Annotated in this window: 19 protein-coding genes; 4 read left to right on the plus strand and 15 right to left on the minus strand. The window is 70.6% G+C overall.

The features are described 5' to 3' along the window. Window positions 1–3 precede the first annotated feature (3 nt). The 6 genes from OIE49_RS12820 to OIE49_RS12845 all read right to left on the minus strand — a co-directional run bounded on the left by OIE49_RS12820 (window position 4) and on the right by OIE49_RS12845 (window position 5,294). Window positions 4–1,077 (minus strand): SCO2583 family membrane protein, encoded by a 1,074-nt coding sequence (locus OIE49_RS12820; protein ID WP_326802422.1) that lies wholly within the window; start codon window positions 1,075–1,077, stop codon window positions 4–6. Between the two features lie 89 nt (window positions 1,078–1,166). Next, complete coding sequence (locus tag OIE49_RS12825; protein ID WP_442812230.1) at window positions 1,167–1,727, minus strand: SCO2584 family spore wall biosynthesis protein; 561 nt, start codon at window positions 1,725–1,727, stop codon at window positions 1,167–1,169. A 90-nt stretch (window positions 1,728–1,817) separates the two neighbouring features. After that, complete coding sequence (locus OIE49_RS12830) at window positions 1,818–3,104, minus strand: glutamate-5-semialdehyde dehydrogenase (protein ID WP_326802424.1); 1,287 nt, start codon at window positions 3,102–3,104, stop codon at window positions 1,818–1,820. 59 nt (window positions 3,105–3,163) lie between these two features. Then, window positions 3,164–3,592 (minus strand): hypothetical protein, encoded by a 429-nt coding sequence (locus OIE49_RS12835; RefSeq protein WP_100567168.1) that lies wholly within the window; start codon window positions 3,590–3,592, stop codon window positions 3,164–3,166. A 174-nt stretch (window positions 3,593–3,766) separates the two neighbouring features. After that, a complete protein-coding gene (gene proB, locus OIE49_RS12840) occupies window positions 3,767–4,945 on the minus strand; it encodes a glutamate 5-kinase (RefSeq protein ID WP_442812231.1) in 1,179 nt (392 codons plus the stop codon). Between the two features lie 223 nt (window positions 4,946–5,168). Continuing rightward, window positions 5,169–5,294: a hypothetical protein gene (locus tag OIE49_RS12845; protein WP_326802425.1), complete on the minus strand. Its 126-nt coding sequence runs from the start codon at window positions 5,292–5,294 to the stop codon at window positions 5,169–5,171. Between the two features lie 41 nt (window positions 5,295–5,335). Between OIE49_RS12845 and OIE49_RS12850 the strand changes: the two genes are divergently transcribed. From OIE49_RS12850 to OIE49_RS12865, 4 genes are all read left to right on the plus strand, one after another. Beyond that, complete coding sequence (locus OIE49_RS12850) at window positions 5,336–5,548, plus strand: hypothetical protein (RefSeq protein ID WP_326802426.1); 213 nt, start codon at window positions 5,336–5,338, stop codon at window positions 5,546–5,548. A gap of 747 nt (window positions 5,549–6,295) precedes the next feature. Beyond that, on the plus strand, window positions 6,296–7,849 hold the full coding sequence (locus tag OIE49_RS12855; RefSeq protein ID WP_326802427.1) for a CDP-glycerol glycerophosphotransferase family protein: 1,554 nt from the start codon (window positions 6,296–6,298) through the stop codon (window positions 7,847–7,849). Window positions 7,850–7,852: 3 nt separating this feature from the next. Beyond that, window positions 7,853–8,569: an IspD/TarI family cytidylyltransferase gene (locus tag OIE49_RS12860; RefSeq protein WP_326802428.1), complete on the plus strand. Its 717-nt coding sequence runs from the start codon at window positions 7,853–7,855 to the stop codon at window positions 8,567–8,569. Continuing rightward, window positions 8,566–9,639, plus strand: a complete 1,074-nt coding sequence (locus OIE49_RS12865; RefSeq protein WP_326802429.1) for an NAD-dependent epimerase/dehydratase family protein — start codon at window positions 8,566–8,568, stop codon at window positions 9,637–9,639. Before OIE49_RS12860 ends, OIE49_RS12865 begins: the two co-directional genes overlap by 4 nt. Before the next feature lie 70 nt (window positions 9,640–9,709). Here the strand turns inward: OIE49_RS12865 and OIE49_RS12870 are convergent, their stop codons facing one another. The 9 genes from OIE49_RS12870 to OIE49_RS12910 form a co-directional block, all read right to left on the minus strand. Continuing rightward, window positions 9,710–10,516: an acyltransferase gene (locus OIE49_RS12870; RefSeq protein WP_326802430.1), complete on the minus strand. Its 807-nt coding sequence runs from the start codon at window positions 10,514–10,516 to the stop codon at window positions 9,710–9,712. Between the two features lie 216 nt (window positions 10,517–10,732). Then, window positions 10,733–12,169: a GTPase ObgE gene (obgE, locus tag OIE49_RS12875; RefSeq protein WP_326802431.1), complete on the minus strand. Its 1,437-nt coding sequence runs from the start codon at window positions 12,167–12,169 to the stop codon at window positions 10,733–10,735. Between the two features lie 111 nt (window positions 12,170–12,280). Next, window positions 12,281–12,535 (minus strand): 50S ribosomal protein L27, encoded by a 255-nt coding sequence (gene rpmA, locus OIE49_RS12880; RefSeq protein WP_030051735.1) that lies wholly within the window; start codon window positions 12,533–12,535, stop codon window positions 12,281–12,283. 14 nt (window positions 12,536–12,549) lie between these two features. Continuing rightward, window positions 12,550–12,870, minus strand: coding sequence for a 50S ribosomal protein L21 (rplU, locus tag OIE49_RS12885; RefSeq protein WP_030749991.1), 321 nt, complete (start codon window positions 12,868–12,870; stop codon window positions 12,550–12,552). A 189-nt stretch (window positions 12,871–13,059) separates the two neighbouring features. Then, entirely contained in the window at window positions 13,060–13,653 is a 594-nt protein-coding gene (rfbC, locus tag OIE49_RS12890; RefSeq protein WP_326802433.1) for a dTDP-4-dehydrorhamnose 3,5-epimerase, read from the minus strand. Further along, complete coding sequence (gene rfbD / locus OIE49_RS12895; protein ID WP_326802434.1) at window positions 13,653–14,672, minus strand: dTDP-4-dehydrorhamnose reductase; 1,020 nt, start codon at window positions 14,670–14,672, stop codon at window positions 13,653–13,655. The genes rfbC and rfbD overlap by 1 nt, the downstream gene beginning before the upstream one ends. A gap of 96 nt (window positions 14,673–14,768) precedes the next feature. Continuing rightward, the gene (gene rfbB / locus OIE49_RS12900; protein WP_326802435.1) at window positions 14,769–15,758 is read right to left on the minus strand and encodes a dTDP-glucose 4,6-dehydratase; all 990 of its coding nucleotides are present in this window, start codon (window positions 15,756–15,758) and stop codon (window positions 14,769–14,771) included. Beyond that, window positions 15,755–16,822, minus strand: coding sequence for a glucose-1-phosphate thymidylyltransferase (locus tag OIE49_RS12905; protein WP_326802436.1), 1,068 nt, complete (start codon window positions 16,820–16,822; stop codon window positions 15,755–15,757). The genes rfbB and OIE49_RS12905 overlap by 4 nt, the downstream gene beginning before the upstream one ends. Before the next feature lie 188 nt (window positions 16,823–17,010). Next, window positions 17,011–21,360 carry an Rne/Rng family ribonuclease gene (locus OIE49_RS12910; RefSeq protein WP_326802437.1) on the minus strand — a complete coding sequence of 1,450 codons (4,350 nt, stop codon included), beginning with the start codon at window positions 21,358–21,360 and terminating at the stop codon, window positions 17,011–17,013. Between the last annotated feature and the right edge of the window lie 252 nt (window positions 21,361–21,612).

Raw genomic sequence — 21,612 nt, forward strand, 5'->3', positions numbered from 1 at the left:
GACCTACCCCACCGTCGGCTCCGCGCTGTGCGCCAGGGAGCCGCAGACGGCCGCCGCGGTGTCCGTGGCGTACGGGTCCGTGCCGGGCGGGCTGCCCGCCTTGGCGGTCTGGCCGGCCAGCAGCGGCTCGAACTGCCGTGCGGAGTCCCCGGCGCAGGAGAGCGGGCCGGCCTGCGTGTAGGAGACGACGATCTGCACCTGGTGCAGCCGCAGGTCGTCCGGGGTGAAGCGGAACTGCAGCTCGCGCCGGACGGTGAACAGCGAGGACGGCGCGTGCGCGCCGGAGCCGGCCGGCTTCAGGGCGTAGACGAAGGTGTGGTCCGCGCCCACCTCCAGGGTGGAGGAGTCGGTCTCGGCGGCCTGGAGACTGCCCTGGACCCGGATCTCGCGGCCGGCCAACTCGACGCGGGCCGGGTCGAAGCGGACGAGCCAGCCGGTGGCCGCGTGCCGCCCGTCGGCGGCGGGCCGGTCGAAGCTCTGGTCGAACTGGTCGAGCTGACCGGCGTCGAGCAGCGCCCGCACGGGGTCGGTCCGACCGCCGGTGAGCACCTCCGGGTAGAGGGAGGACGCGACGATGTACTCCTTCGCGATGGTCAGCGCGGCGACGACCTGACTGTCGGAGAAATGCGCGGTGCGCCGTACGGTGGGCAGCGGTACGCCCTCCGCGCCGACGGAGAACTGGGCGGCCGGGCTGTGCCCGTACAGGTACGCGGGGTCGGCCGCGCCGGGCACCTTGCCCTGCGGGGCGAGCGGGACGACGGTCATCCGCAGCGGCTCCACGGGCCGCTGGGCCTGTGTGCTCTGGTAGGGGTGCCGCACGCCCATGTAGATCGCGGTGCCGAAGGCGACGATGATCAGCAGGACCAGCAGCAGTGCCTGCCGTGACAGCCCGCGGCGCATCGGCGGGCGGCGGCGCACGGCGGGAGTGTGGTCGGTCAACCGTTCGAGTGCGGAGTATTCCTGGAGACGGGCAGCCCGGACGAACGACTCGTCGAAGACGACGGACCGGTATTCGTCCTCCGCACCTCCAGGGACGCCCTCGGGTGTCCCCTCAGGTGGCTCTCCAGGCCCTCCCATATCTTCAGGGTAGGTCTCCGCAAGCCCTGGTAAACGCCCTGATGTGCGACAAGTTCTGACAGGTTCTCACCAGAACCGCCGCGCCGCCGTCAGGGCGTGCGCGGGACCGCGGGGACGGCGGGCTGGGAGTATTCGGCGGACGCGGAGGGCGCCGCCGCGCTGCCCTGTTCCAGGCCGGTCGAGGCGGGCGGCGGGACCTGGTCCCGGCTGCCCGAGGAGCCGCCCCGGTAGACCGCCGCGAAGGCGAGGGCGACCATGCCGATGCCCATGACGAGGGCGAGCACCCAGGCGACGGGGCGGTGCCAGCGGACGTGCTTGCCGAAGGTCCCCGGGGCGCCGGGACGGCCTTCGAGGACGTCGGCGTCGGGGTCGTCCGGGTCGCCGTAGGGATCGGGGCCGAGACCGTACCCCTCCTCGTAGCGCTCGCCTCTGGCGTGGGCGCGGCGGGCCTCCGCCTCGGAGGCCTCTGCTCTGGCCTGCGCGGCGGCCAGGAGGCGTTCGACCGCGGTCGGCTCGTGGATCACGGCCGCGCGTACGAAGGCCTCGTCGAAGACCACGGAGGCGAACTCTTCGTCCGACACCCCGTGGTCGTGGTCGTCGTCGGGCTCCCAGCCGTCAGGGAACGGCGTGCCCCCCACGTCCTCCGGCACGGATCCAGAGTAGACCTGAGGGGTCAATTTGGGCAGACGGTATGGAAATTCATCCGTCTGCTGAGACGCCCCGCCACGGGCCGGCCCGCGTCAGCGCCGGGTGTGCCCGTCCCCCGTGAGGATGTACTTGGTGCTGGTCAGCTCGGGCAGGCCCATCGGGCCGCGGGCGTGCAGCTTCTGCGTGGAGATGCCGATCTCGGCGCCGAAGCCGAACTGGCCGCCGTCGGTGAAGCGGGTGGAGGCGTTGACGGCGACGGTCGTGGAGTCGACCAGTTGGGTGAACCGGCGGGCGGCCTGCTGCGAGGTGGTGACGATCGCCTCGGTGTGCCCGGAGCTCCACAGCCGGATGTGCGCGACGGCCCGGTCGAGGGAATCGACCACGGCGGCGGCGATGTCGTACGACAGGTACTCGGTCTCCCAGTCCTCCGCGGTGGCCTCGACGACCGTGGCCCGGGAGTCCTTGGCGTGGGCCATGACCCGCTCGTCGGCGTGGACGGTGACCCCGGCCTCGGCGAGCGCGTCCAGGGCGCGGGGCAGGAACTCGGCGGCGATGTCCTGGTGGACCAGCAGCGTCTCGGCGGCGTTGCAGACGCTGGGCCGCTGCGCCTTGGAGTTGATCAGGATGTCGACAGCCGTGTCGACGTCGGCCTGCGCGTCGACGTAGACGTGGCAGTTGCCGGTGCCGGTCTCGATCACCGGCACGGTGGACTCGTTCACCACGGTCCGGATCAGCGAGGCGCCGCCGCGCGGGATCAGCACGTCGACCAGGCCGCGCGCGCGCATCAGCTCGCGTACGCTCTCGCGGCTCTCGCCGGGCACCAGCTGCACGGCGTCGGCGGGCAGCCCCGACCCGCCCACGGCGTCGCGGACGACCCGGACCAGGGCGGTGTTCGACTCGTAGGCGGAGGCCGAGCCACGCAGCAGCACCGCGTTGCCCGACTTCAGGCAGAGGGCGGCGGCGTCCACGGTGACGTTCGGGCGGGCCTCGTAGATGATCCCGACCACGCCGAGCGGGACGCGGACCTGGCGCAGGTCGAGCCCGTTCGGCAGCGTGTTGCCGCGGACGACCTCGCCGACCGGGTCGGGCAGCCCCGCCACGTCCCGCACGTCGGCGGCGATGGCGCGCACCCGCTCGGGGGTGAGCGTGAGCCGGTCGACGATGGCGTCGCTGGTACCGGCCTCGCGGGCCTTGGCGACGTCCTTGGCGTTCGCCTCGAGGATCTCGCCGGTACGGACCTCCAGGGCGTCCGCGATGGCCAGCAGGGCGTCGTCCTTCGCCACTCGCGGCAGCGGCGCGAGGTCGGCGGCGGCGGCCTTGGCGCGGTACGCGGCCTGGGTGACCGGGGACATCGAGTCGTACGGCGAGAGCATGGTCATGAAGGAAGGGTAGTGCGGCGTGCGGGGCGGCCACCGGTCGTCCCACACCGCGAGACGGGTCAAAAGGGATGGACCCCGACCGGTGTCGCCGGCGGCGCCCCGTACCCCTCGGCGAGGCGCTGGTGGTAGGTCTCGCGGTCGACGACCTCGAGTCCGACGATCTCCCAGGGCGGCAGCTGGGCGCTCTGCCGGTGCTCGCCCCACAGCCGCAGGGCGACGGCGGCCGCGTCGTGGAGGTCGCGGGCCTCCTCCCAGTAGCGGATCTCGGCATGGTCGCCCGCGTACCGGCTGGTCAGCAGGAAGGGGTGGTCGTGGGCGAGCTGCTCGAGGCCGCGCCGCACTTCCTTCAGCGGGGCCTGGGCGCCGGAGACGCTGAGCGTGACGTGCCACAGCCGGGGCAGGTCCTGCGGTGCGGCGCAGCCGTCTCCGGTCACCACGCTCGTCAGGCCACCGCGGGACGCCGCCGCCCCGGGGCGCACTCGTCTCACGACGTCCTCCTTCACGCAGCGCTCGCTCGCATCGCTGACATCGCTCCACCGCTGGTCCCGCTCATGCGGAATGCGTCCCTGCCTCAAAGTGGAGCAGGCCGCACGGCTCCGCGGGGGCGGTTTTACGGAACGTCCCCCACCTTCGGCACCCGGGCGGCCGGACGTTTCGGACCATTACGGCTGCAGGAGCACCAGATCGTCCCTGTGTACGACCTCGCGTTCGTACGCCGGGCCCAGCTCGCGGGCGAGTTCGCGGGTGGAGCGGCCGATCAGCCGGGGGATCTCCTTGGCGTCGAAGTTGACGAGGCCGCGGGCCACCGCGCGCCCGGTGCCGTCGCGCAGTTCGACCGGGTCGCCGGCGGTGAACTCGCCCTCCACGGCGGCGATACCGGCGGGCAGCAGCGACTTGCGGCCCTCGACGACAGCCCGGACCGCGCCGTCGTCGAGGGTGAGCGAGCCCTGCGGGGCGGAGGCGTGCTGCAGCCACAGCAGCCGGTCGGCGGAGCGCTTTCCGGTGGGGTGGAAGTAGGTGCCGGTGTCGCCGCCGGACAGGGCGTCGGCGGCGTGGACGGCGCTGGTCAGCACCACGGGGATGCCGGCGGCGGCCGCGATCCGGGCCGCCTCCACCTTGGTCACCATGCCGCCGGTGCCGACGCCGGCCTTGCCGGCGCTGCCGATCTCGATGCCCGCCAGGTCGTCCGGGCCCCGCACCTCCGCCAGCCGGGAGGTGCCCGGCCTGCTCGGGTCACCGTCGTAGAGGCCGTCCACGTCGGACAGCAGCACCAGCAGGTCGGCGCGGACCAGGTGGGCGACGAGCGCGGCGAGCCGGTCGTTGTCGCCGAAGCGGATCTCGTCGGTGGCGACGGTGTCGTTCTCGTTCACCACCGGGAGGGCCCCCATCGCGAGGAGCTTGTCGAGGGTGCGGGAGGCGTTGCGGTGGTGGGCGCGGCGGCTGGTGTCGTCGCCGGTCAGCAGGACCTGGCCGACACGGATGCCGTAGCGGGCGAAGGAGGCGGTGTAGCGGGCCACGAGCAGGCCCTGGCCGACGCTGGCCGCGGCCTGCTGGCGGGCGAGGTCGCGGGGGCGGCGGCGCAGGCCCAGCGGGGCGAGGCCGGCGGCGATGGCGCCGGAGGAGACGAGGACGATCTCCTTGCCTCCCCCACCCGTCCGCCCCCCGCCGCCCTCGGCCGGGGCCCCTCGGGCGGCGCCGTCCTTGAGGCTCTTGCCGAGCACGTCCACGAGCGCGTCCACGCGGTCGGCGTCCAGGCCGCCCGACGCGGTGGTCAGCGACGAGGAACCCACCTTGACGACGATCCTGCGGGCCTCGCGCACGGCCTGCCTTGCCCCTGTCACGTACCTTCCCCACTTCCTTACCGGGTGCCCTCAATCTACGTGAACCGGAACGGGAGTCGGCTTCGTATTCCAACCGTCGGACACCGACGGACGGCCACGTCCGGGCGGGCAGTCACGGATCGCCGCCACGGCATTGCCGAACAAGAAATATGGAAGGAAGCGTAAACATGATGCGTCCGTGTCAAGATTATTCCAATCGGCGGAGGCGTCACGAACTACATATTCAGCCGGTGGCTCCGGCGACCCGGAGTTCGAGCTCGCCGACGGCCTGCGGCGTCAGGAGGGCACCCTCTCCACCGCGGGGACCAGCGGCGGCCGGGCCGCCGATCACCACGGGGGCGGTGTTCAAGAATCCGAAGAGCACGGCGGCGCAGCAAAAAAGTCGGCGATGTGAAGTACTACTTCTTCCCGCAGAAGACCGGCGACGTGGTGGTGGTTTCGCTCGGCCGACAGGGGTGCACTGTGCGCATCGCGCACAACGAGAGTGATGACCTGGAAAAGCCGGCCGGAAAGCAGAATGTGCAGATCCGTCAGCTCCGCACCGCCGACGCCTGCCTGCGCGACTTCACCGGGATGTTCGATCAGGCGACCACCCCCCGCTGAGTGCGTACGCCGGGCCCGGCTCACGGACGAGTCCGCGGATGGAACGGCACCGCGCACGCCGCTTCCGCGGGGCGGCGGCGATGGCACCGGAGGAGATGAGGACGATCCCCTTCCGCCCGCCGCCCTCGGCCGAGGCCCCTCGGGCGGCGCCGTCCTTCAGGCTCTTGCCGAGCACGTCCATTCCGTCGACGTCCCGACCACCGGCCCCGGTGGTCAGCGACGAGGAACCCACCTCGCGCACGACCGCCTTGCCCTGTTATTGTCCGTCTCCTCGCGTCCGTCCGGCTGCATGGCGATGCCCACATACCGAATGCGCGGGGTGCTGGTGGCACGGTTCACACCCGCGCGGTGACGGAGAAGCGCGGAGCGCTCGGCAGCAGTTGACTGCGTCACACTCATTGAGGCCATTGACGCCCGGTTCCGCAGCTCTCGCCGCGATGGTGGCCCCTGTCACGGCTTATGGTTGCGCTGACTTGGTGCGCTATGCTCCCACGGTCGCCCCACCTGGCGCGGGCAGGCGTCGTCGCCGTCGCGCAGGCCTCTTAGATGCGCGGCGGTTTCACGGACGGAAGGATGACGATGCCACGTTGCTCGATAGCAGCGATTTCCTGGGAGCGCGTACACCTCAATCTCACTGCGGCCGTCTCGGACTTCACTGGGGATCCTAGTACGCTCCGTTTCCTGATTGTGGATGGTGAGCGCGAGTACCCGGTGAATTCTCGGCAAATTGACGCCGAACAGCACCGCTTGGAGATCAACGTCACCAACTTCCAGGACCGGCGTCAGGTGCCCAACGGCTCCTGGCGGATCGTCCCGGTGGCCGGAGAGACGCGACTACCGGCCGCCGACTTCGACCTCACGGCCACGGAACGCCTCGACGTGGACTCCCGCACCTTCCTCTACGACCGCAACCGCTCCGCGTACGTGATCGCTTTCGGAATCTCGGACGACGAGGACAACCCCGAGTTCCTCATGCGGACGTACCAGTTGTTCCGCAGCGGCGGACCGAGCAAGCCGGGCAAGTCGGTCGCGAAGGCTCCGAAGAAGCCGCTCGGCCAGCGGATCGGACTGTGGTTCATGCCGCGCGCCCGGCGCCGCAAGCTCGCCAACCGCATCTACTCGGTCTCGCACCGCCTGTACCGGTCGCGCGGCAACCGGATCCTGTTCGCCTCCGAGATGCGCACCGGCCTCGGCGGCAACCTGGCACGCGTCCATGACCGGATGATCGAACGGGATCTCGACAAGAAGTACTCGTTCCGCTATTCGTTCCGAATACCCAGCACCGCCAACAAGTGGAGCACGATCCGCCTCATCTACTTGCTGGCGACGTCGGACATCGTGATGATGGACGACTACTTCGGACTTCTCGCGCAGTTGGGCATTTCCCCGGACACCAAGATCATCCAGCTCTGGCACGCCGGCAGCGGGTTCAAGTCGGTCGGCTACAGCCGATTCGGACGATACGGTTCACCGAAGCTTTCCAACGCCCACCGCAAGTACACCTACGTGATCACCGGCTCCCAGCACCTTGTGCCGGTGTACGCCGAAGCGTTCGGCATCGAGGAATCGGCGGTCGTGCCGACGGGTCTGCCGCGCATCGACACGTTCCTCGACGAGGAGCGCTCTCGCAAGGTCACCGAGGACTTCTTCACCGCCAACCCGAAGCTCAAGGGCAAGAAGATCGTGCTGTTCGCGCCGACCTTCCGCGGGAAGAACATCGACGACGCGCACTACGACTACAACCGCATCGACTTCGCGAAGCTCCACGAGGTCTGCGGCGACAAGTACGTCGTGCTCTTCCGGATGCACCACTTTATAACGGATCCCGTGCCGATTCCCGCGGAATACTCGGATCGGCTGCTGGACTTCGCGTCGTTCCCGGACACCAACGACCTGCTGCACGTCACCGACGTACTCGTCACGGACTACTCCTCCGTCATCTACGAGTACACGCTGCTCGACAGGCCGATCCTGTTCTACGCGTACGACAAGGACACCTACTCGGTGATCCGCGGGTTCCACCGCGACTACGACTCCGTCGCTCCCGGCAAGATCTGCGTGACCTTCGACGAGCTGCTCAAGGCCCTTCAGGACGAGGACTACGACACCTCGAAGGTGGAGCAGTTCCGGAAGGAGAACTTCGACTTCGTCGACACCAACTCGGCGGACCGGGTGATCGACTGGCTTGTGCTCGGCGACCCCGATGACAGAAAGACGGGCGGCGATCGCCGGTGGCTCGATCTCGCCCCTGACGACACGGCGGTTGGCGACCAACCGCTCAGCGACCAGTCGGAGGCATGAGCTGTGAACGTTGCGTTGCTTTTCGCCGGTGGCATCGGGACAAGGATGAACTCCCGTGCTCTCCCGAAGCAGTTCCTGGAGATCCACGGCAAGCCGATCATCATCCACACCCTTGAGCACTTCGAGGCGCACCCCGATATCGACGGCATCGCCATCGCGATCCTCCCCGAATACCGCCAGCACCTGATGAAGCTGCTCAAGCGGTATGAGATCGAGAAGGTCAGATGGGTCGTCGACGGCGGCAGGACCGGTCAGGAGTCGCGGCACAACGCGCTCAAGACGGTCGCCGCGGACTGCCCCGAGGACACCGTCGTGCTGATTCACGACGGCGTGCGGCCGCTGATCGACGCGAAGCTGATCAGCGCCAACATCGAGACCGTCCGGGAACACGGCTCCGCGATCACCTGCACCAAGTTCAACGAGACTGTGGTGTCGAGCGAGCACGAGCACATCGACGACGTGATCCCGCGCGACCACATCTACGCCGCTCAAGCCCCGCAGAGCTTCCGGCTCGGCCAGATCCTCTCGCTGTACGACCGGGCGGTGGCCGAGGACGAGCACGACACCATCGACTCGTGCTCCCTCATGCACCGGTACGGCGAGAAGATCTACCGTGTGGTCGGCCCCCGCTCGAACATAAAGATCACGACGTCCGAGGACTTCTACCTGTGCCGGACGTTCTTCGAGATCATCGAGAACCAGCAGATCGTAGGTACGTGATTCCAGTGACTACCGTCTCCAGTCCGGTCGTGGCGCACGACCTCGATGAGATCCTCGACCGTGACCTGCCGTGGAGCGAGCTTTCCGGCAGCACGGTGCTGGTCACCGGTGCAAGCGGCATGTTGCCGTCGTACGTCGTCTACACCCTGCTCGCGCTGAACGACCGGCACGGGTTGGGGATCTCCGTGCACGGTCTGGTGCGGAACGAGGACAAGGCCAGGCGACTGCTCGCCGATGTGCTCGACCGCCCCGACTTTCACCTCGTCGTCCAGGACGTATCGGCGCCGCTCGAGCTGCCCGGCCCCGTCGACTACGTGATCCACGGGGCGAGCGCCGCGCGGCCCGCCCTGCACGGCAGCCAGCCTGTCATGACGATCAAGGCGAATCTGCTGGGCACCTTCAACCTGCTCGACCTGTGTGTGGAGAAGGCCGGCCGCGGATTCGTGCTGATGTCCTCCGCGGAGGTCTACGGCGCCCAGCCGCCGGAGACCGAGCTCATCGACGAGCAGAGCTACGGCGGCTTCGACATCCTCAACCCGCGGGCCTGCTATGCCGAAGGCAAGCGCGCCGCGGAGACGATCTGCGCGAGCTACGAGGCGCAGTACGGAATCGACTGCCGTGTCGTCAGGTTCGGTCACATCTACGGGCCGGGGATGGCGCTCGACGACGGGCGGGTGCAGGCCGACTTCGCAGCGAACGTGGTGACCGGCAAGGACATCGTGCTCAACAGCGACGGTTCCGGCGTACGGACCTACACCTACGTGGCCGACGCCATCGCGGGACTGTTCTACACGCTGCTCCGCGGTGACCAGACGGCCTACAACGTCGCCGACCCGTCCGGTCTGGTCTCCATCCGGCGGCTGGCGGAGCTGTTCACCGAGGTGCGTCCGGAGCGCGGGCTCCGACTGCGGTTCAGCAATGAGTCCGACGCACGCGCCTACAGCCTGACCAAGAAGCAGGGCCTTGACAGCACGCGCCTGGCGGCCCTCGGCTGGCGTCCGATGGTCGCCCTGCCGGTCGGGTTGAACCGTATGGTGACCCATCTGGAGTCGACCGTCGAAGCGCTCTAGCTGACCCCTGACAGCGGATCACCCCGGCACTGACCTGTGTCCGTGCCGGGGTGATCCGCTGTCAGGCCTCTTAGGGGGACGAAAACTTCCGGACCAGCCGCCGCACCGGTGCCGGGAGCTTCAGGGCCGGCCGCCGCTTCGCCCCGGCCCGCGGCCGCATCACCGGCTTCTCCGGGACCGCCGCGTCATCGGTGAGGTTCCAGTACTTCGGGGACTTCTCTCCCTTGCGCGGGTACTCCTCGTCCGGGCGGCGCGGCACGACCTCCGGGCGCTCCCAGGCGATGTCCCGCCGTACTACGCGCGCCGGTGCTCCCACCGCGACGCAGTTGTTCGGAATGGACGAGGTGACGATGGAGCGGAAGCCGATCACCGAGCCATCGCCGATGGTGACGCCGCCCATCACGACCGCGTGCTTCGCGATCCAGACGTGCTCGCCCACGACGATCGACTGGGAGGGGTTCACGCGCTTCTCGGTGCGCACGTCGAAGATCGGGTGGGTGTCGTCGCCCCGCACCTCGATGTTCTTGGCGAACATCACGTCGTCACCGATCGACACCGACACGCCTTCGACGGCGGAGATGAAGGTGCGGCCGGCGCAGCCCACGTTCTCGCCGATCCAGATCCGGGACTCGTGTCCGCATCGCAGTTCGAAGCGGAGGCCCGCACGCTTCTTCGTGGTCGGGCCGATCTCGATCTGCCCGTTGTCTCCCGAGAAGGTGATGAGCAGATCCTTGATATCGGCCTTGGGGCTGATAACGAGTCTGTTGTTCGACCCCTTGAACCGGATATCGATCTTGTCCTCACGGACCTCGCCGTCATAGACGATCCGATTTCCTTGATCGTCCTTGTAACGCTCGAGCTTGTGCAGTTGCAACATCGCGTCTGAGGGTGTGCCCTCGACCGGGTCAGGTCGGACCAGCCCCTCGCACCTCCGTTCCAGCCTGGATGGTCGCGCTCAAGCTATCAGATGCCCCAATTAGCGAGATTTCATCTGATCAACTGCTTGTCGACGATCACGTCGGCCTCCGGATCAAAAGCATCAGGTGCTGAATACCTGAAGTCTCATGTGATCCGGATGTGCCGACGCCCGCTTCTAGAAGGGCTCGAAGTCGTCGTACTCGTCCTGGGCGTCGTCGCGTTCCGCCTGGCGGTCGCGGCGGCGCTGGGCGGCCGGACGCGGCGCCTCGAACCGGTGGTCCTCGCCGCGGCGGCCGAGCATCTCCGCGCCCGCCGTGACCGACGGCTCCCAGTCGAAGACGACGGCGTTCTCCTCGGGTCCGATGGCGACACCGTCACCGGACCGGGCGCCGGCCTTCATCAACTGCTCCTCGACACCGAGGCGGTTGAGGCGGTCGGCGAGGTAACCGACGGCCTCGTCGTTGTTGAAGTCGGTCTGCCGCACCCAGCGTTCGGGCTTCTCGCCCCGCACGCGGAAGAGGCCGTCGTCCTCGCGGACGACGGTGAAGCCCGCGTCATCGACCGCCTTCGGCCGGATGACGATACGGGTCGCCTCCTCCTTCGGCCGGGCGGCGCGCGCCGTGGCGACCAGGTCGGCCAGCGCGTACGACAGCTCCTTGAGCCCGATGTGCGCCACCGCCGACACCTCGAAGACGCGGTAACCGCGCGCCTGGAGGTCGGGGCGGACCATCTCGGCGAGGTCCTTGCCGTCGGGGACGTCGGTCTTGTTCAGGACGACGATGCGGGGACGGTTTCCGAGGCCGCCGTACTGCCGCAGCTCCTCCTCGATGACGTCGAGGTCGGAGACCGGGTCGCGGTCGGACTCCAGGGTGGCCGTGTCCAGTACGTGCACCAGCACGCTGCACCGCTCCACATGGCGCAGGAACTCCAGGCCGAGCCCCTTGCCCTGGCTGGCGCCGGGGATGAGACCCGGCACGTCGGCGACGGTGTAGACGGTCGAACCGGCCGTCACCACGCCCAGGTTGGGCACGAGGGTGGTGAACGGATAGTCCGCGATCTTCGGCTTGGCCGCGGAGAGGACGGAGATGAGGGAGGACTTGCCGGCGCTCGGGTACCCGACCAGCGCCACATCGGCGACGGTCTTCAGCTCCAGGACGATGTCCTGCAGGTCACCCGGCACGCCCAGCAGCGCGAAGCCGGGCGCCTTGCGCCGGGCGGAGGCCAGCGCCGCGTTGCCGAGGCCGCCCCGGCCGCCCTGCGCGGCGATGTACGAGGTCCCGTTTCCGACGAGGTCGGCGAGGACGTTGCCGGCCTTGTCGAGCACGACGGTGCCGTCGGGCACGGCGAGGACGAGGTCCTGCCCGTCCTTGCCGCTGCGGTTGCCGCCCTCGCCGGGCTTGCCGTTGGTGGCCTTGCGGTGCGGCGAGTGGTGGTACTCGAGCAGCGTGGTGACGGACTGGTCGACGGTGAGGATCACGTCCCCGCCGTGACCGCCGTTGCCGCCGTCCGGGCCGCCCAGCGGCTTGAACTTCTCACGATGCACGGAGGCACAGCCGTGGCCTCCGTTACCCGCGGCGACATGGAGTTCGACGCGGTCCACGAAGGTGGTCATGGTGGTGCCTCCAGCACTGTGAAACTTACGGATGTGGTGACTGCGTAACACGCGAAAGGCGGACCCGCCTTCCCGCCGGGGAAGTGAGGTCCGCCTCGCGAAAGCTTCCGATCAGGCGACCGGAACGATGTTCACGACCTTGCGGCCACGGCTGGTGCCGAACTCCACCGCACCGGCCTGCAGCGCGAACAGCGTGTCGTCGCCGCCACGGCCGACACCGGCGCCCGGGTGGAAGTGGGTGCCGCGCTGGCGGACCAGGATCTCACCCGCGTTGACGACCTGACCGCCGAAGCGCTTCACGCCGAGCCGCTGGGCATTGGAGTCGCGACCGTTCCGAGTGGACGATGCGCCCTTCTTGTGTGCCATGTCTCCTCAGTCCCTTACTTCGCAGCCGCGGGGATCGACGTGACCTTGATCGCCGTGTACTGCTGGCGGTGGCCCTGCCGACGACGGTAGCCGGTCTTGTTCTTGTAGCGCAGAATGTCGATCTTCTGGCCCTTGTGGTGGTCCACGACCTCGGCCTGGACCTTGATGCCGGCCAGCACCCACGGGTCGCTGGTCACGGCGTCACCGTCGACGACGAGCAGGGTCGAAAGCTCGACCGTGTCGCCAACCTTGGCGGTGGAAATCTTGTCAACCTCAACGATGTCGCCGACAGCAACCTTGTGCTGGCGACCACCGCTGCGCACGATGGCGTACACGCGGATCTCACTCTCTCGCTCGGGACGGCACCCCCGCAGGCCAGCCAACCGGCACAGCGGACGACCTCTCCCGGTCACGGCCTGTGTCCGGGAGGATGAGGTTTACGGGGATGTGGCAGGCACAGAGGCCACGCCGACGGTCAAGGTTACGGTGCCTCCACCGGCCGGTCAAACCGGGCCGGGGTCGGCTCAGCCGCCGAGGCTCTCCCGGTAGGCCACGCACTCCTCGTAGGAGGGCAGCAGGCCCTGCTCCCGGGCCTGGGCCAGGGTGGGCGCCTGGTCGTCCTTGTCGGAGAGCAGCGGGGTGATGTCCGCGGGCCAGTCGATGCCGAGGGCCGGGTCCAGCGGGTGGACGCCGTGCTCGCGCCCGGGGGCGTAGCCCGCGGAGCAGAGGTAGATGACGGTGGCGTCCCCGGTGAGTGCCATGAAGCCGTGACCGAGGCCCTCGGAGAGGTGGACCGCGTGGTGGTCGCGGTCGTCGAGGCGCACCGCCTCCCACTGGCCGAAGGTGGGCGAGCCGGTCCGGATGTCCACGATCACGTCGAGGACCGCACCACGCACGCACTTGACGTACTTGGCCTGGCCGGGCGGCACGTCCGCGAAGTGGATTCCGCGCAGGGTGCCCCGGCTGGAGACCGACATGTTGGCCTGGGCCAGGGTGAGCGGGTGGCCTGCCGCCTCGGTGAAGACGGGCGCCTTGAACCACTCGTGGAAGTTGCCCCGGCTGTCGGGGAAGACCTTCGGCTCGTGCACCCAGGCACCGGAAATCGAAAGGGGTCGCATCACACAGTCCTCGGTTCTTGCCTCGGCTCTTCTTCAGTCGGTCCGTCGGGGCTCGCCCGGTGCGCCAGGCCGCCCGGTACGCCGGCGGACGCGGCGGGTCCGGCGGAGTGCGCCGGCCGATCTCGGTGGATCTCCGGGAAAGCCCGGGTGAGCGCCGCGCGCCAGTCGCGCAGCGGTTCGACACCGGCCGGGCGGAGGCGGTCGTGGCCGAGGACGCTGTAGGCCGGGCGGGGGGCGGGACGGGTGAACGCCTCGCTGGTCGTGGGGCGGACCCGGTCCGGGTCGGCCCCGAGCAGGCGGAAGATCTCGCGGGTGAAGCCGTACCAGGTGGTCTCGCCGGAGTTGGTGCCGTGGTAGACCCCGGCCGGGGCGGTGCCGGCCAGGGCTCCGCGTCCCAGGGCGAACAGCAGACCGGCCAGGTCGGCGCTCCAGGTGGGCTGGCCGCGCTGGTCGTCCACGACGTCCAGCGTCTCGCGCTCGGCCGCGAGGCGGATCATGGTGCGGACGAAGTTGGGCCCGCCGGCGCCGTACAGCCAGGCGGTGCGGATCACATAGCCGCGGTCCGGGAGGGTCTTCAGGACGGCCTGCTCACCGGCGAGCTTGGTACGCCCGTAGGCGCTGCGCGGAGCGGTGGGGGCGTCCTCGGCGTACGGGGTGGTGGCGTCGCCGGCGAAGACGTAGTCGGTGGAGACGTGGAGCAGGACGGCGCCGGTACGGGCGCAGGCGGCGGCGAGGTGGGCCGGGCCGTCACCGTTGACGCGGAGCGCCTCGGCCTCGTGGGTCTCCGCGTCGTCCACGGCGGTCCAGGCCGCGCAGTTGACGACCACGGCGGGGCGGTGACGCTCCAGCTCCCGCCGCACGGCCGCGGGGTCGGTGAGGTCCAGGGCCGAGCGGTCCAGCGCGACGGACCGCTCGCCCTCGGCGGCCAGCCTGGCCAGCACGTCCTGACCGAGCATGCCGCCCGCTCCGGTGACCAGCCAGCCGGCCGGGACGCTTGCCTCTTCGTGTGTCGGGTTCATGCCTCTTCTCGTCCTCGTGCGGGGTGGGGCGGCCTGTCGCCGGTGCCCCGGGCGCACCCGGAATGCCTGACCGGTCCCGGCGAGGTGGGCGGCGCGTCAGTTCAGGGCCGCGTGCTCCTTCAGCGGCTCCCACCAGGCGCGGTTGTCGCGGTACCACCGCACCGTCTCGGCGAGGCCCGTGCGGAAGTCCTTGCGGGGCTCGTAGCCGAGCTCCTCGCGGATCTTCGTGCAGTCGACGGAGTAGCGGCGGTCGTGGCCCTTGCGGTCGTCGACGTACTCCACGCTGGTCTCCCAGTCGGCTCCGCACGCCTCGAGCAGCAGCGCCGTGAGCTCCTTGTTGGAGAGCTCCGTGCCGCCGCCGATGTTGTAGACCTCCCCCGCGCGGCCCTTGGTGCGGACCAGGTCGATGCCCTGTACGTGGTCGTCGATGTGCAGCCAGTCGCGGACGTTGCCGCCGTCGCCGTACAGCGGGACCTTCCTGCCGTCGAGAAGGTTGGTGACGAAGAGCGGAATGACCTTCTCGGGGAAGTGGTGGTGCCCGTAGTTGTTGGAGCAGCGGGTGACCCGGACGTCCAGGCCGTGGGTGCGGTGGTAGGACAGCGCGATCAGGTCGCTGGAGGCCTTCGCCGAGGAGTAGGGCGAGTTGGGTGCCAGCGGGTGGGTCTCGGGCCAGGAGCCCTCGTCGATCGAGCCGTAGACCTCGTCGGTGGAGATGTGCACGAAGGTCTTGATGCCGGCCCGGTACGCCGCGTCGACGAGCGTGTGCGTGCCGACGACGTTCGTGCGGACGAACTCCGCGCCGCCGTCGATGGAGCGGTCGACATGCGACTCGGCGGCGAAGTGCACGACCTCGTCGTGCTCGGCCATCAGCTTGCCCACGAGTCCGGGGTCGCAGATGTCGCCCTGCACGAAGGCGAACCCCGGGTGCGCGCGCACCTCGTCGAGGTTGGCCGGGTTGCCCGCGTACGTCAGCTTGTCCAGGACGGTGATCGCGACATCACCGGGGCCCTGCGGACCGAGCAGCGTACGGACGTAGTGCGAGCCGATGAAGCCGGCGCCGCCGGTCACCAGGATCCTGGTCGTCATGAGGAGATCTGCACCTTGCTGTGATCACCGAGCACGAGCCGGTGGGCCGAGGGGTTCCGGGGTGCGGGCGTCACTTCGGCGTCGCGCCCGATGAGCGAGGCCTCCACCCGGCGCACGCCGGTCACGGACGAACCTCGCAGCAGGATGGAGTACTCGATTTCGCTGTCGACGATCCGGCAGTCCTCGGAGACCGAGGTGAAGGGGCCGATGTACGCGTCGTCGACCACCGAGCCGGCACCTATGATCGCGGGTCCGACGATCCGACTGCCGCTGACCCTGGCGCCCGCCTCTATGCGCACCCGGCCGATGATCTCGCTCTCCTCGTCCACCGTGCCCGCGTTCAGCGGCTCCACGGCCTCCGGGACGGACCGGTTGACCTCCAGCATGTCGGTGACGTTGCCGGTGTCCTTCCAGTAACCGGAGATGGTGGCGGAGCGGACGTCGCACTTGTTGTCGATCAGCCACTGGATGGCATGGGTGATCTCCAACTCCCCGCGCCAGGAAGGCTCGATGGAGCGGACGGCCTCATGCACGGCCGGGGTGAACAGATAGACGCCGACCAGTGCCAGGTCGCTCTTCGGCTCCTTCGGCTTCTCCTCCAGGCCCACCACCTGTCCGTCGGGGCCGAGTTCGGCGACACCGAAGGACGTGGGGTCGGGAACCCTGGTCAGCAGGATCCGCGCGTCGGGCCGCTCGGCCCGGAACTCCTCGACGAGGCCGGTGATGCCACCGACGATGAAGTTGTCACCGAGGTACATGACGAAGTCCTCGTCGCCGAGGAAGTCCTGCGCGATGAGCACCGCGTGGGCGAGTCCCAGCGGCGCCTCCTGCGGAATGTAGGTGACCTCGACCCCGAAACGGGAGCCGTCACCCACCGCCTCGCGGATCTCGTCCGCGGTGTCACCGACGACGATCCCGACCTCGTCGATCCCGGCGTCGGCGATCGCTTCCAGGCCGTAGAAGAGCACAGGCTTGTTGGCGACCGGCACCAACTGCTTGGCCGAGGTGTGAGTGATCGGCCGGAGACGGGTGCCCGACCCCCCGGAGAGCACGAGAGCCTTCACGTATTGCGCCCCAATACTGTGAACGGGTTGGGAACAGAATCCCCATATGTCCTTTTGGAGTCAGTGGCTCACACCTTAGCCCTTCCGGTCCGTCTTTCCTTCGCGCAACGAAGCAGCGACGCACGACACACGAACGCGGGGCGGCGACGGACCGGTGGTCCGTCGCCGCCCCGCGCCGTGCGAGTCGGTCAGTCCTCCGTCGAGGCCGAGACGGACGGCGACGACGACTGCTCCGCCGCCGCGGTCTTCTTCGACGCGGACTTCTTCGCGGCCGTGGCCGACTTGACGGTCTTCGCCGCCTTCTTGGCCGTGGCCTTCTTCGCGGCGGTCTTCTTGGCCGTCGTCTTCTTGGCCACCGCCTTCGTCGTGGCGGCCTTCTTCGCCGTGGCCTTCTTGGCGACCTTGCGGGCCGTCTTCTTGGCCGGGACGGTCTCCTCGGCGGCGGTCTCGGCCGACTCGGAGTCGGCGGCGGCCTGTTCGGCGGACTCGGCCGGCGCACCGGACTCGGTGGCGGCCTCCTCCGCCGTGCCCGACGGGACGACCACGACGGCCGTGTCCTCGGGCGCGGTCGGCGCGGTGGCCTTGCGCACGGCACGGCGGCGCGGACGGGCCGGGGCGGCGGACTCTGCCGGAGCCTCCGGCTGCTCCGCCGGAACCTCGGGCGCGTCGGTGTCCCGCGACTCGGCGGACACCGCCGGCGCGGCCTCCGCCACCGTCACCACGGACGCCTCGGCACCCGCCGGGGACCCGGCCGGCGCCGACACCTTGCGGGTCGCGCGACGACGCGTACGGCCCTTGGGGGCGGCCTCCTCGGCCGCGGCCGGGACCGTCGGATCCTCCACGGCCACGGGCTCGGCCTGAGCCTGTTCGGCCGGCTCCGGGACCACCGGGCGCGCGGCCTCCTCGGCCGCCGTGACGTCCTGCGCCGTGGGAACCGGAGCGCCACCGTCGGCGTGGGCCTTCGGCGCGCCCGCGGGCGCGGACACCCGCCGGCTCGCGCGGCGCCGCGTACGGCCACGGCTCGCCGCGGCCTCCGCCTCGGCGACGCTGCTGTACAGCTCCTCGTCCGGGGCCATCTCCAGCGCGGGCAGCGCGATGGGCCCGGCGGCCTCCGCCTCGGCCTCCGCCTCCTCCTCGGCGGTCGGGGCGACCGCCTCGACGGCCACGACCTCGTGCTCGTGCGGCTGCTCGGCACCGGCGCGGGCGCGCTTGCGGCGCTTGCTCCCGCCGCCGCCACCGGCGACGCTCGCCTGCTCCAGGTGGACGATGACACCGCGGCCGTTGCAGTGCACGCAGGTCTCGGAGAAGGACTCGAGGAGGCCCTGGCCCACCCGCTTGCGAGTCATCTGCACCAGGCCCAGCGAGGTCACCTCGGCCACCTGGTGCTTCGTACGGTCGCGGCCCAGGCACTCCAGCAGGCGGCGCAGCACCAGGTCGCGGTTGGACTCCAGGACCATGTCGATGAAGTCGATCACGATGATGCCGCCGAGGTCGCGCAACCGCAGCTGGCGCACGATCTCCTCGGCCGCCTCCAGGTTGTTCCTGGTGACCGTCTCCTCCAGGTTGCCGCCCTGGCCGGTGAACTTGCCGGTGTTGACGTCGATGACGACCATCGCCTCGGTCCGGTCGATCACCAGCGAACCGCCGCTGGGCAGCCAGACCTTGCGGTCCAGCGCCTTGGCGAGCTGCTCGTCGATCCGGTACGTGGCGAAGACGTCGACCTCGCTGGTCCAGCGCTGCAGACGCGGCGCGAGGTCCGGGGCGACGTGCGAGACGTAGCCGTGGATCGTCTCCCACGCCTCGTCACCGCTGACGATGACCTTGGAGAAGTCCTCGTTGAAGATGTCGCGCACGACCCGGACGGTCATGTCCGGCTCGCCGTACAGCAGAGACGGTGCGCTTGAGCTGCCGCCCTTGGCCTTCTTCTTGATGTCCTCCCACTGCGCCTGGAGCCGCTCGACGTCGCGGCGCAGCTCGTCCTCGCTCGCGCCCTCGGCGGCGGTGCGCACGATGACGCCCGCGTCCTCGGGGACGATCTTCTTGAGGATCGTCTTCAGCCGGGCCCGCTCGGTGTCGGGCAGCTTGCGGCTGATGCCGGTCATCGAGCCCTCGGGCACGTACACGAGGTAGCGGCCCGGGAGGGAGACCTGGCTGGTCAGGCGGGCGCCCTTGTGCCCGATGGGGTCCTTGGTGACCTGCACGAGGACGGACTGCCCGGACTTCAGCGCGGACTCGATACGGCGGGGGCCGTTGGCCATCCCGAGCGCCTCGAAGTTGACCTCGCCCGCGTACAGAACGGCGTTGCGGCCCTTGCCGATGTCGATGAAGGCGGCCTCCATCGAGGGCAGCACGTTCTGCACCTTGCCCAGGTAGACGTTGCCGACGTACGACGTCGACTGCTCCTTGTTGACGTAGTGCTCGACGAGCACGCCGTCCTCCAGGACGCCGATCTGCGTACGGTCGCCGTGCTGCCGGACGGCCATCACGCGCTCGACGGCCTCACGGCGGGCCAGGAACTCGGCCTCGGTGATGATCGGCACCCGGCGGCGGCCCTGCTCGCGGCCCTCGCGGCGGCGCTGCTTCTTGGCCTCCAGACGGGTCGAGCCCTTGATGGACTGCACCTCGTCGGACGGCTCGGCCGCCTTGCGGGGCTCGCGCACCTTGACCACGGTGCGCTCGGGGTCGTCGGCGGACGGCTCGCCCTCCCCGGCGCCGTCACCGGCCCGGCGACGGCGACGGCGGCGACGGCGGCTGCTGCTGGAGCCACCGCCTCCCTGCCGGCCCTCGTCCTCCTCGTCCGAGTCCTCGGCGCCGGCCGCGTCCTCGTCGTCCTCGTCGAGCTGCTCGGCGGTGTCCTCGGCGTCCTGTGCGGCCTGCTCGGCGGCGAGCTCGTCGCTCTCCTCCCCGTCCTCGCCGGCCTCGGCGGACTCGCCCCGGCGACGACGGCGGCCACCGCGGCGACGGCGACGGCGGGAACCGGACTCCTCGCCGTCCTCGTCCTCGGCGGACTCCTCGGCCGACTCGGCGGACTCCTCCTCGTCCTCGGCGGACTCGGCGGACTCGGCGGACTCGGCGGCGGTCACGGCCGTCCGGGTCTCGGACTCCTCACCACCGGAGCCCCTGCGGCGACGGCGACGGCGCGAGCCGCCCTGGTCGGAGTGCTCGGCCTGCTCGACCGGCTCGGCCTGCTCCTCCGGGAGCTCCTCGCTGTCCGCGGCCTCGGCCGCCGCCGCGGCGGCGGCACGCTCCGGGGTCTGGAACATCGGCTGGGTGAAGACGGGCGCCTGGAACACGGCGACGGCGGGCCGCGCGGGCCTGCGCGTCGACTCGCCGTCACCGGCGGTGGACTCGGCGGCGGGCTCGGAGAACCCCGTCGCGGCACGCCGGACGACCCGACGACGGCTGCGCCGCGTCCCGGACTCCTCGGCGGCGGGGGCCGCGTCGGAGGGGGCCTCGCTCTCGCGGGGGGCCTCGGCGGACTGGACCGCGGGGGCTTCGGCGGCGGCCTGGGCGGCGGGGGCCTCGGCGGCGGTCTGAGCGGCGGGCTCGGAAACACGACGCGTGGCACGCCGACGGGTACGCCGCGGAGCCGCGTCCTCGACGGCCTCGGCGGCCTCGGCGGCGGGCACGTCGGTGGTGGCGGCCTCGGCGGCGGAGGTGACTTCGGCGGGAACCTCGGCGGGCTGGGCCGCAGGGGCCTCGCTGACGGCGGCGGGCTCGGAGACACGGCGCGTGGCACGCCGACGGGTACGCCGCGGAGCCGCGTCCTCGACGGCCTGCGGCGCCGTCTCCTCGGCGGAGCCGGCACTGACGGCCTCGGCCTCGGCCTCGGTCTCGGGAGCGGCGCTCACCACGGGGGTCTCGGCGGCCTCGTCCATCGCGGGGGCACCGGCGGGCGCGGACGCGCGCCGGGTGGCGCGGCGGCGCGTACGAGCGGCGGGGGCGGGCGCCTCCGCGGCCGAATCGGCGACAGCCTCGGAACCCTCGGCGACCGTGGCGGCGGCGGTCTCGACCGCTTCCGTGGACGCGACGGGCGTGGACACGCTGCGCGTGGCACGCCGGCGGGTACGCCGCGGAGCGGCGGCCTCGCCGACCTCCACTGACCCGGCGGGCGTCTCGACGGCACCGGACTCGGTGGCCGGCGTCTCGGCGACGGCCGCCGCCGGAACGACGGTCTCGGCCTCGCCCTCCGTGGCCTTGGGCGTCCCGGCGGGCGCGGAGGCACGACGGCGCGTACGGCGCGCGGGCGCCGCCTCTTCGGCCGCTTCCTCCGACTCCTCGCCAGTGACCAGGGCCGTCGCGGCCTCGGCGGCCTCCTCGGCCCCGGGAGTCTCCTGCTCCTCCACCTGCTCCGCGAGTTCCGCGGACGCGGCGGCCGGTACGGCCGGAGCGGTGATCTCGGCCGCGACCTCGGAGGACGCGGCGGCGGGCGGACCCGCCGGGCGGGACGCGGCACGGCGCCGACGACGCGGCGGCAGGGTGTCGCTGGGGGTGTTCAGTTCTTCGGAACCCTCGATGGGTTCGGTCGGTTCGAGCATGCGGGCGTATCTCCCGTCAGGCTCCCGGGCGCCGCGCCCGGTCCGGCGCCGATCACGTCGATCGGCACCGTTGACGTCCGCGGCCGCGCGGTGCGCGTCGGCCGCCGTCCGGGGCGCATGCGCCGCACGGGAGCTCTCAGTGTCCTGTCTCGCCGGTTCCGTACGCCTTGTTGTGCACGGCCTGGCGAAAGTCTTCTGGTCGGTGCGCTGCCCGACCCAGGTGGCTCCCGAGTACGAGGGCGGCGCTTTCGA

The sequence above is a fragment of the Streptomyces sp. NBC_01788 genome, from assembly GCF_035917575.1.
GTDB lineage: Bacteria > Actinomycetota > Actinomycetes > Streptomycetales > Streptomycetaceae > Streptomyces.

What these genes read in the sequence shown, in the direction of transcription:
- rfbB (WP_326802435.1), bottom strand. Translation starts at nt 15,758, where the DNA reads ATGACGACCAGGATCCTGGTGACCGGCGGCGCCGGCTTCATCGGCTCG.
- rfbD (WP_326802434.1), bottom strand. Translation starts at nt 14,672, where the DNA reads ATGAACCCGACACACGAAGAGGCAAGCGTCCCGGCCGGCTGGCTGGTC.
- OIE49_RS12820 (WP_326802422.1), bottom strand. Translation starts at nt 1,077, where the DNA reads ATGGGAGGGCCTGGAGAGCCACCTGAGGGGACACCCGAGGGCGTCCCT.
- OIE49_RS12870 (WP_326802430.1), bottom strand. Translation starts at nt 10,516, where the DNA reads ATGTTGCAACTGCACAAGCTCGAGCGTTACAAGGACGATCAAGGAAAT.
- OIE49_RS12910 (WP_326802437.1), bottom strand. Translation starts at nt 21,360, where the DNA reads ATGCTCGAACCGACCGAACCCATCGAGGGTTCCGAAGAACTGAACACC.
- OIE49_RS12830 (WP_326802424.1), bottom strand. Translation starts at nt 3,104, where the DNA reads ATGACCATGCTCTCGCCGTACGACTCGATGTCCCCGGTCACCCAGGCC.
- rfbC (WP_326802433.1), bottom strand. Translation starts at nt 13,653, where the DNA reads ATGCGACCCCTTTCGATTTCCGGTGCCTGGGTGCACGAGCCGAAGGTC.
- obgE (WP_326802431.1), bottom strand. Translation starts at nt 12,169, where the DNA reads ATGACCACCTTCGTGGACCGCGTCGAACTCCATGTCGCCGCGGGTAAC.
- rpmA (WP_030051735.1), bottom strand. Translation starts at nt 12,535, where the DNA reads ATGGCACACAAGAAGGGCGCATCGTCCACTCGGAACGGTCGCGACTCC.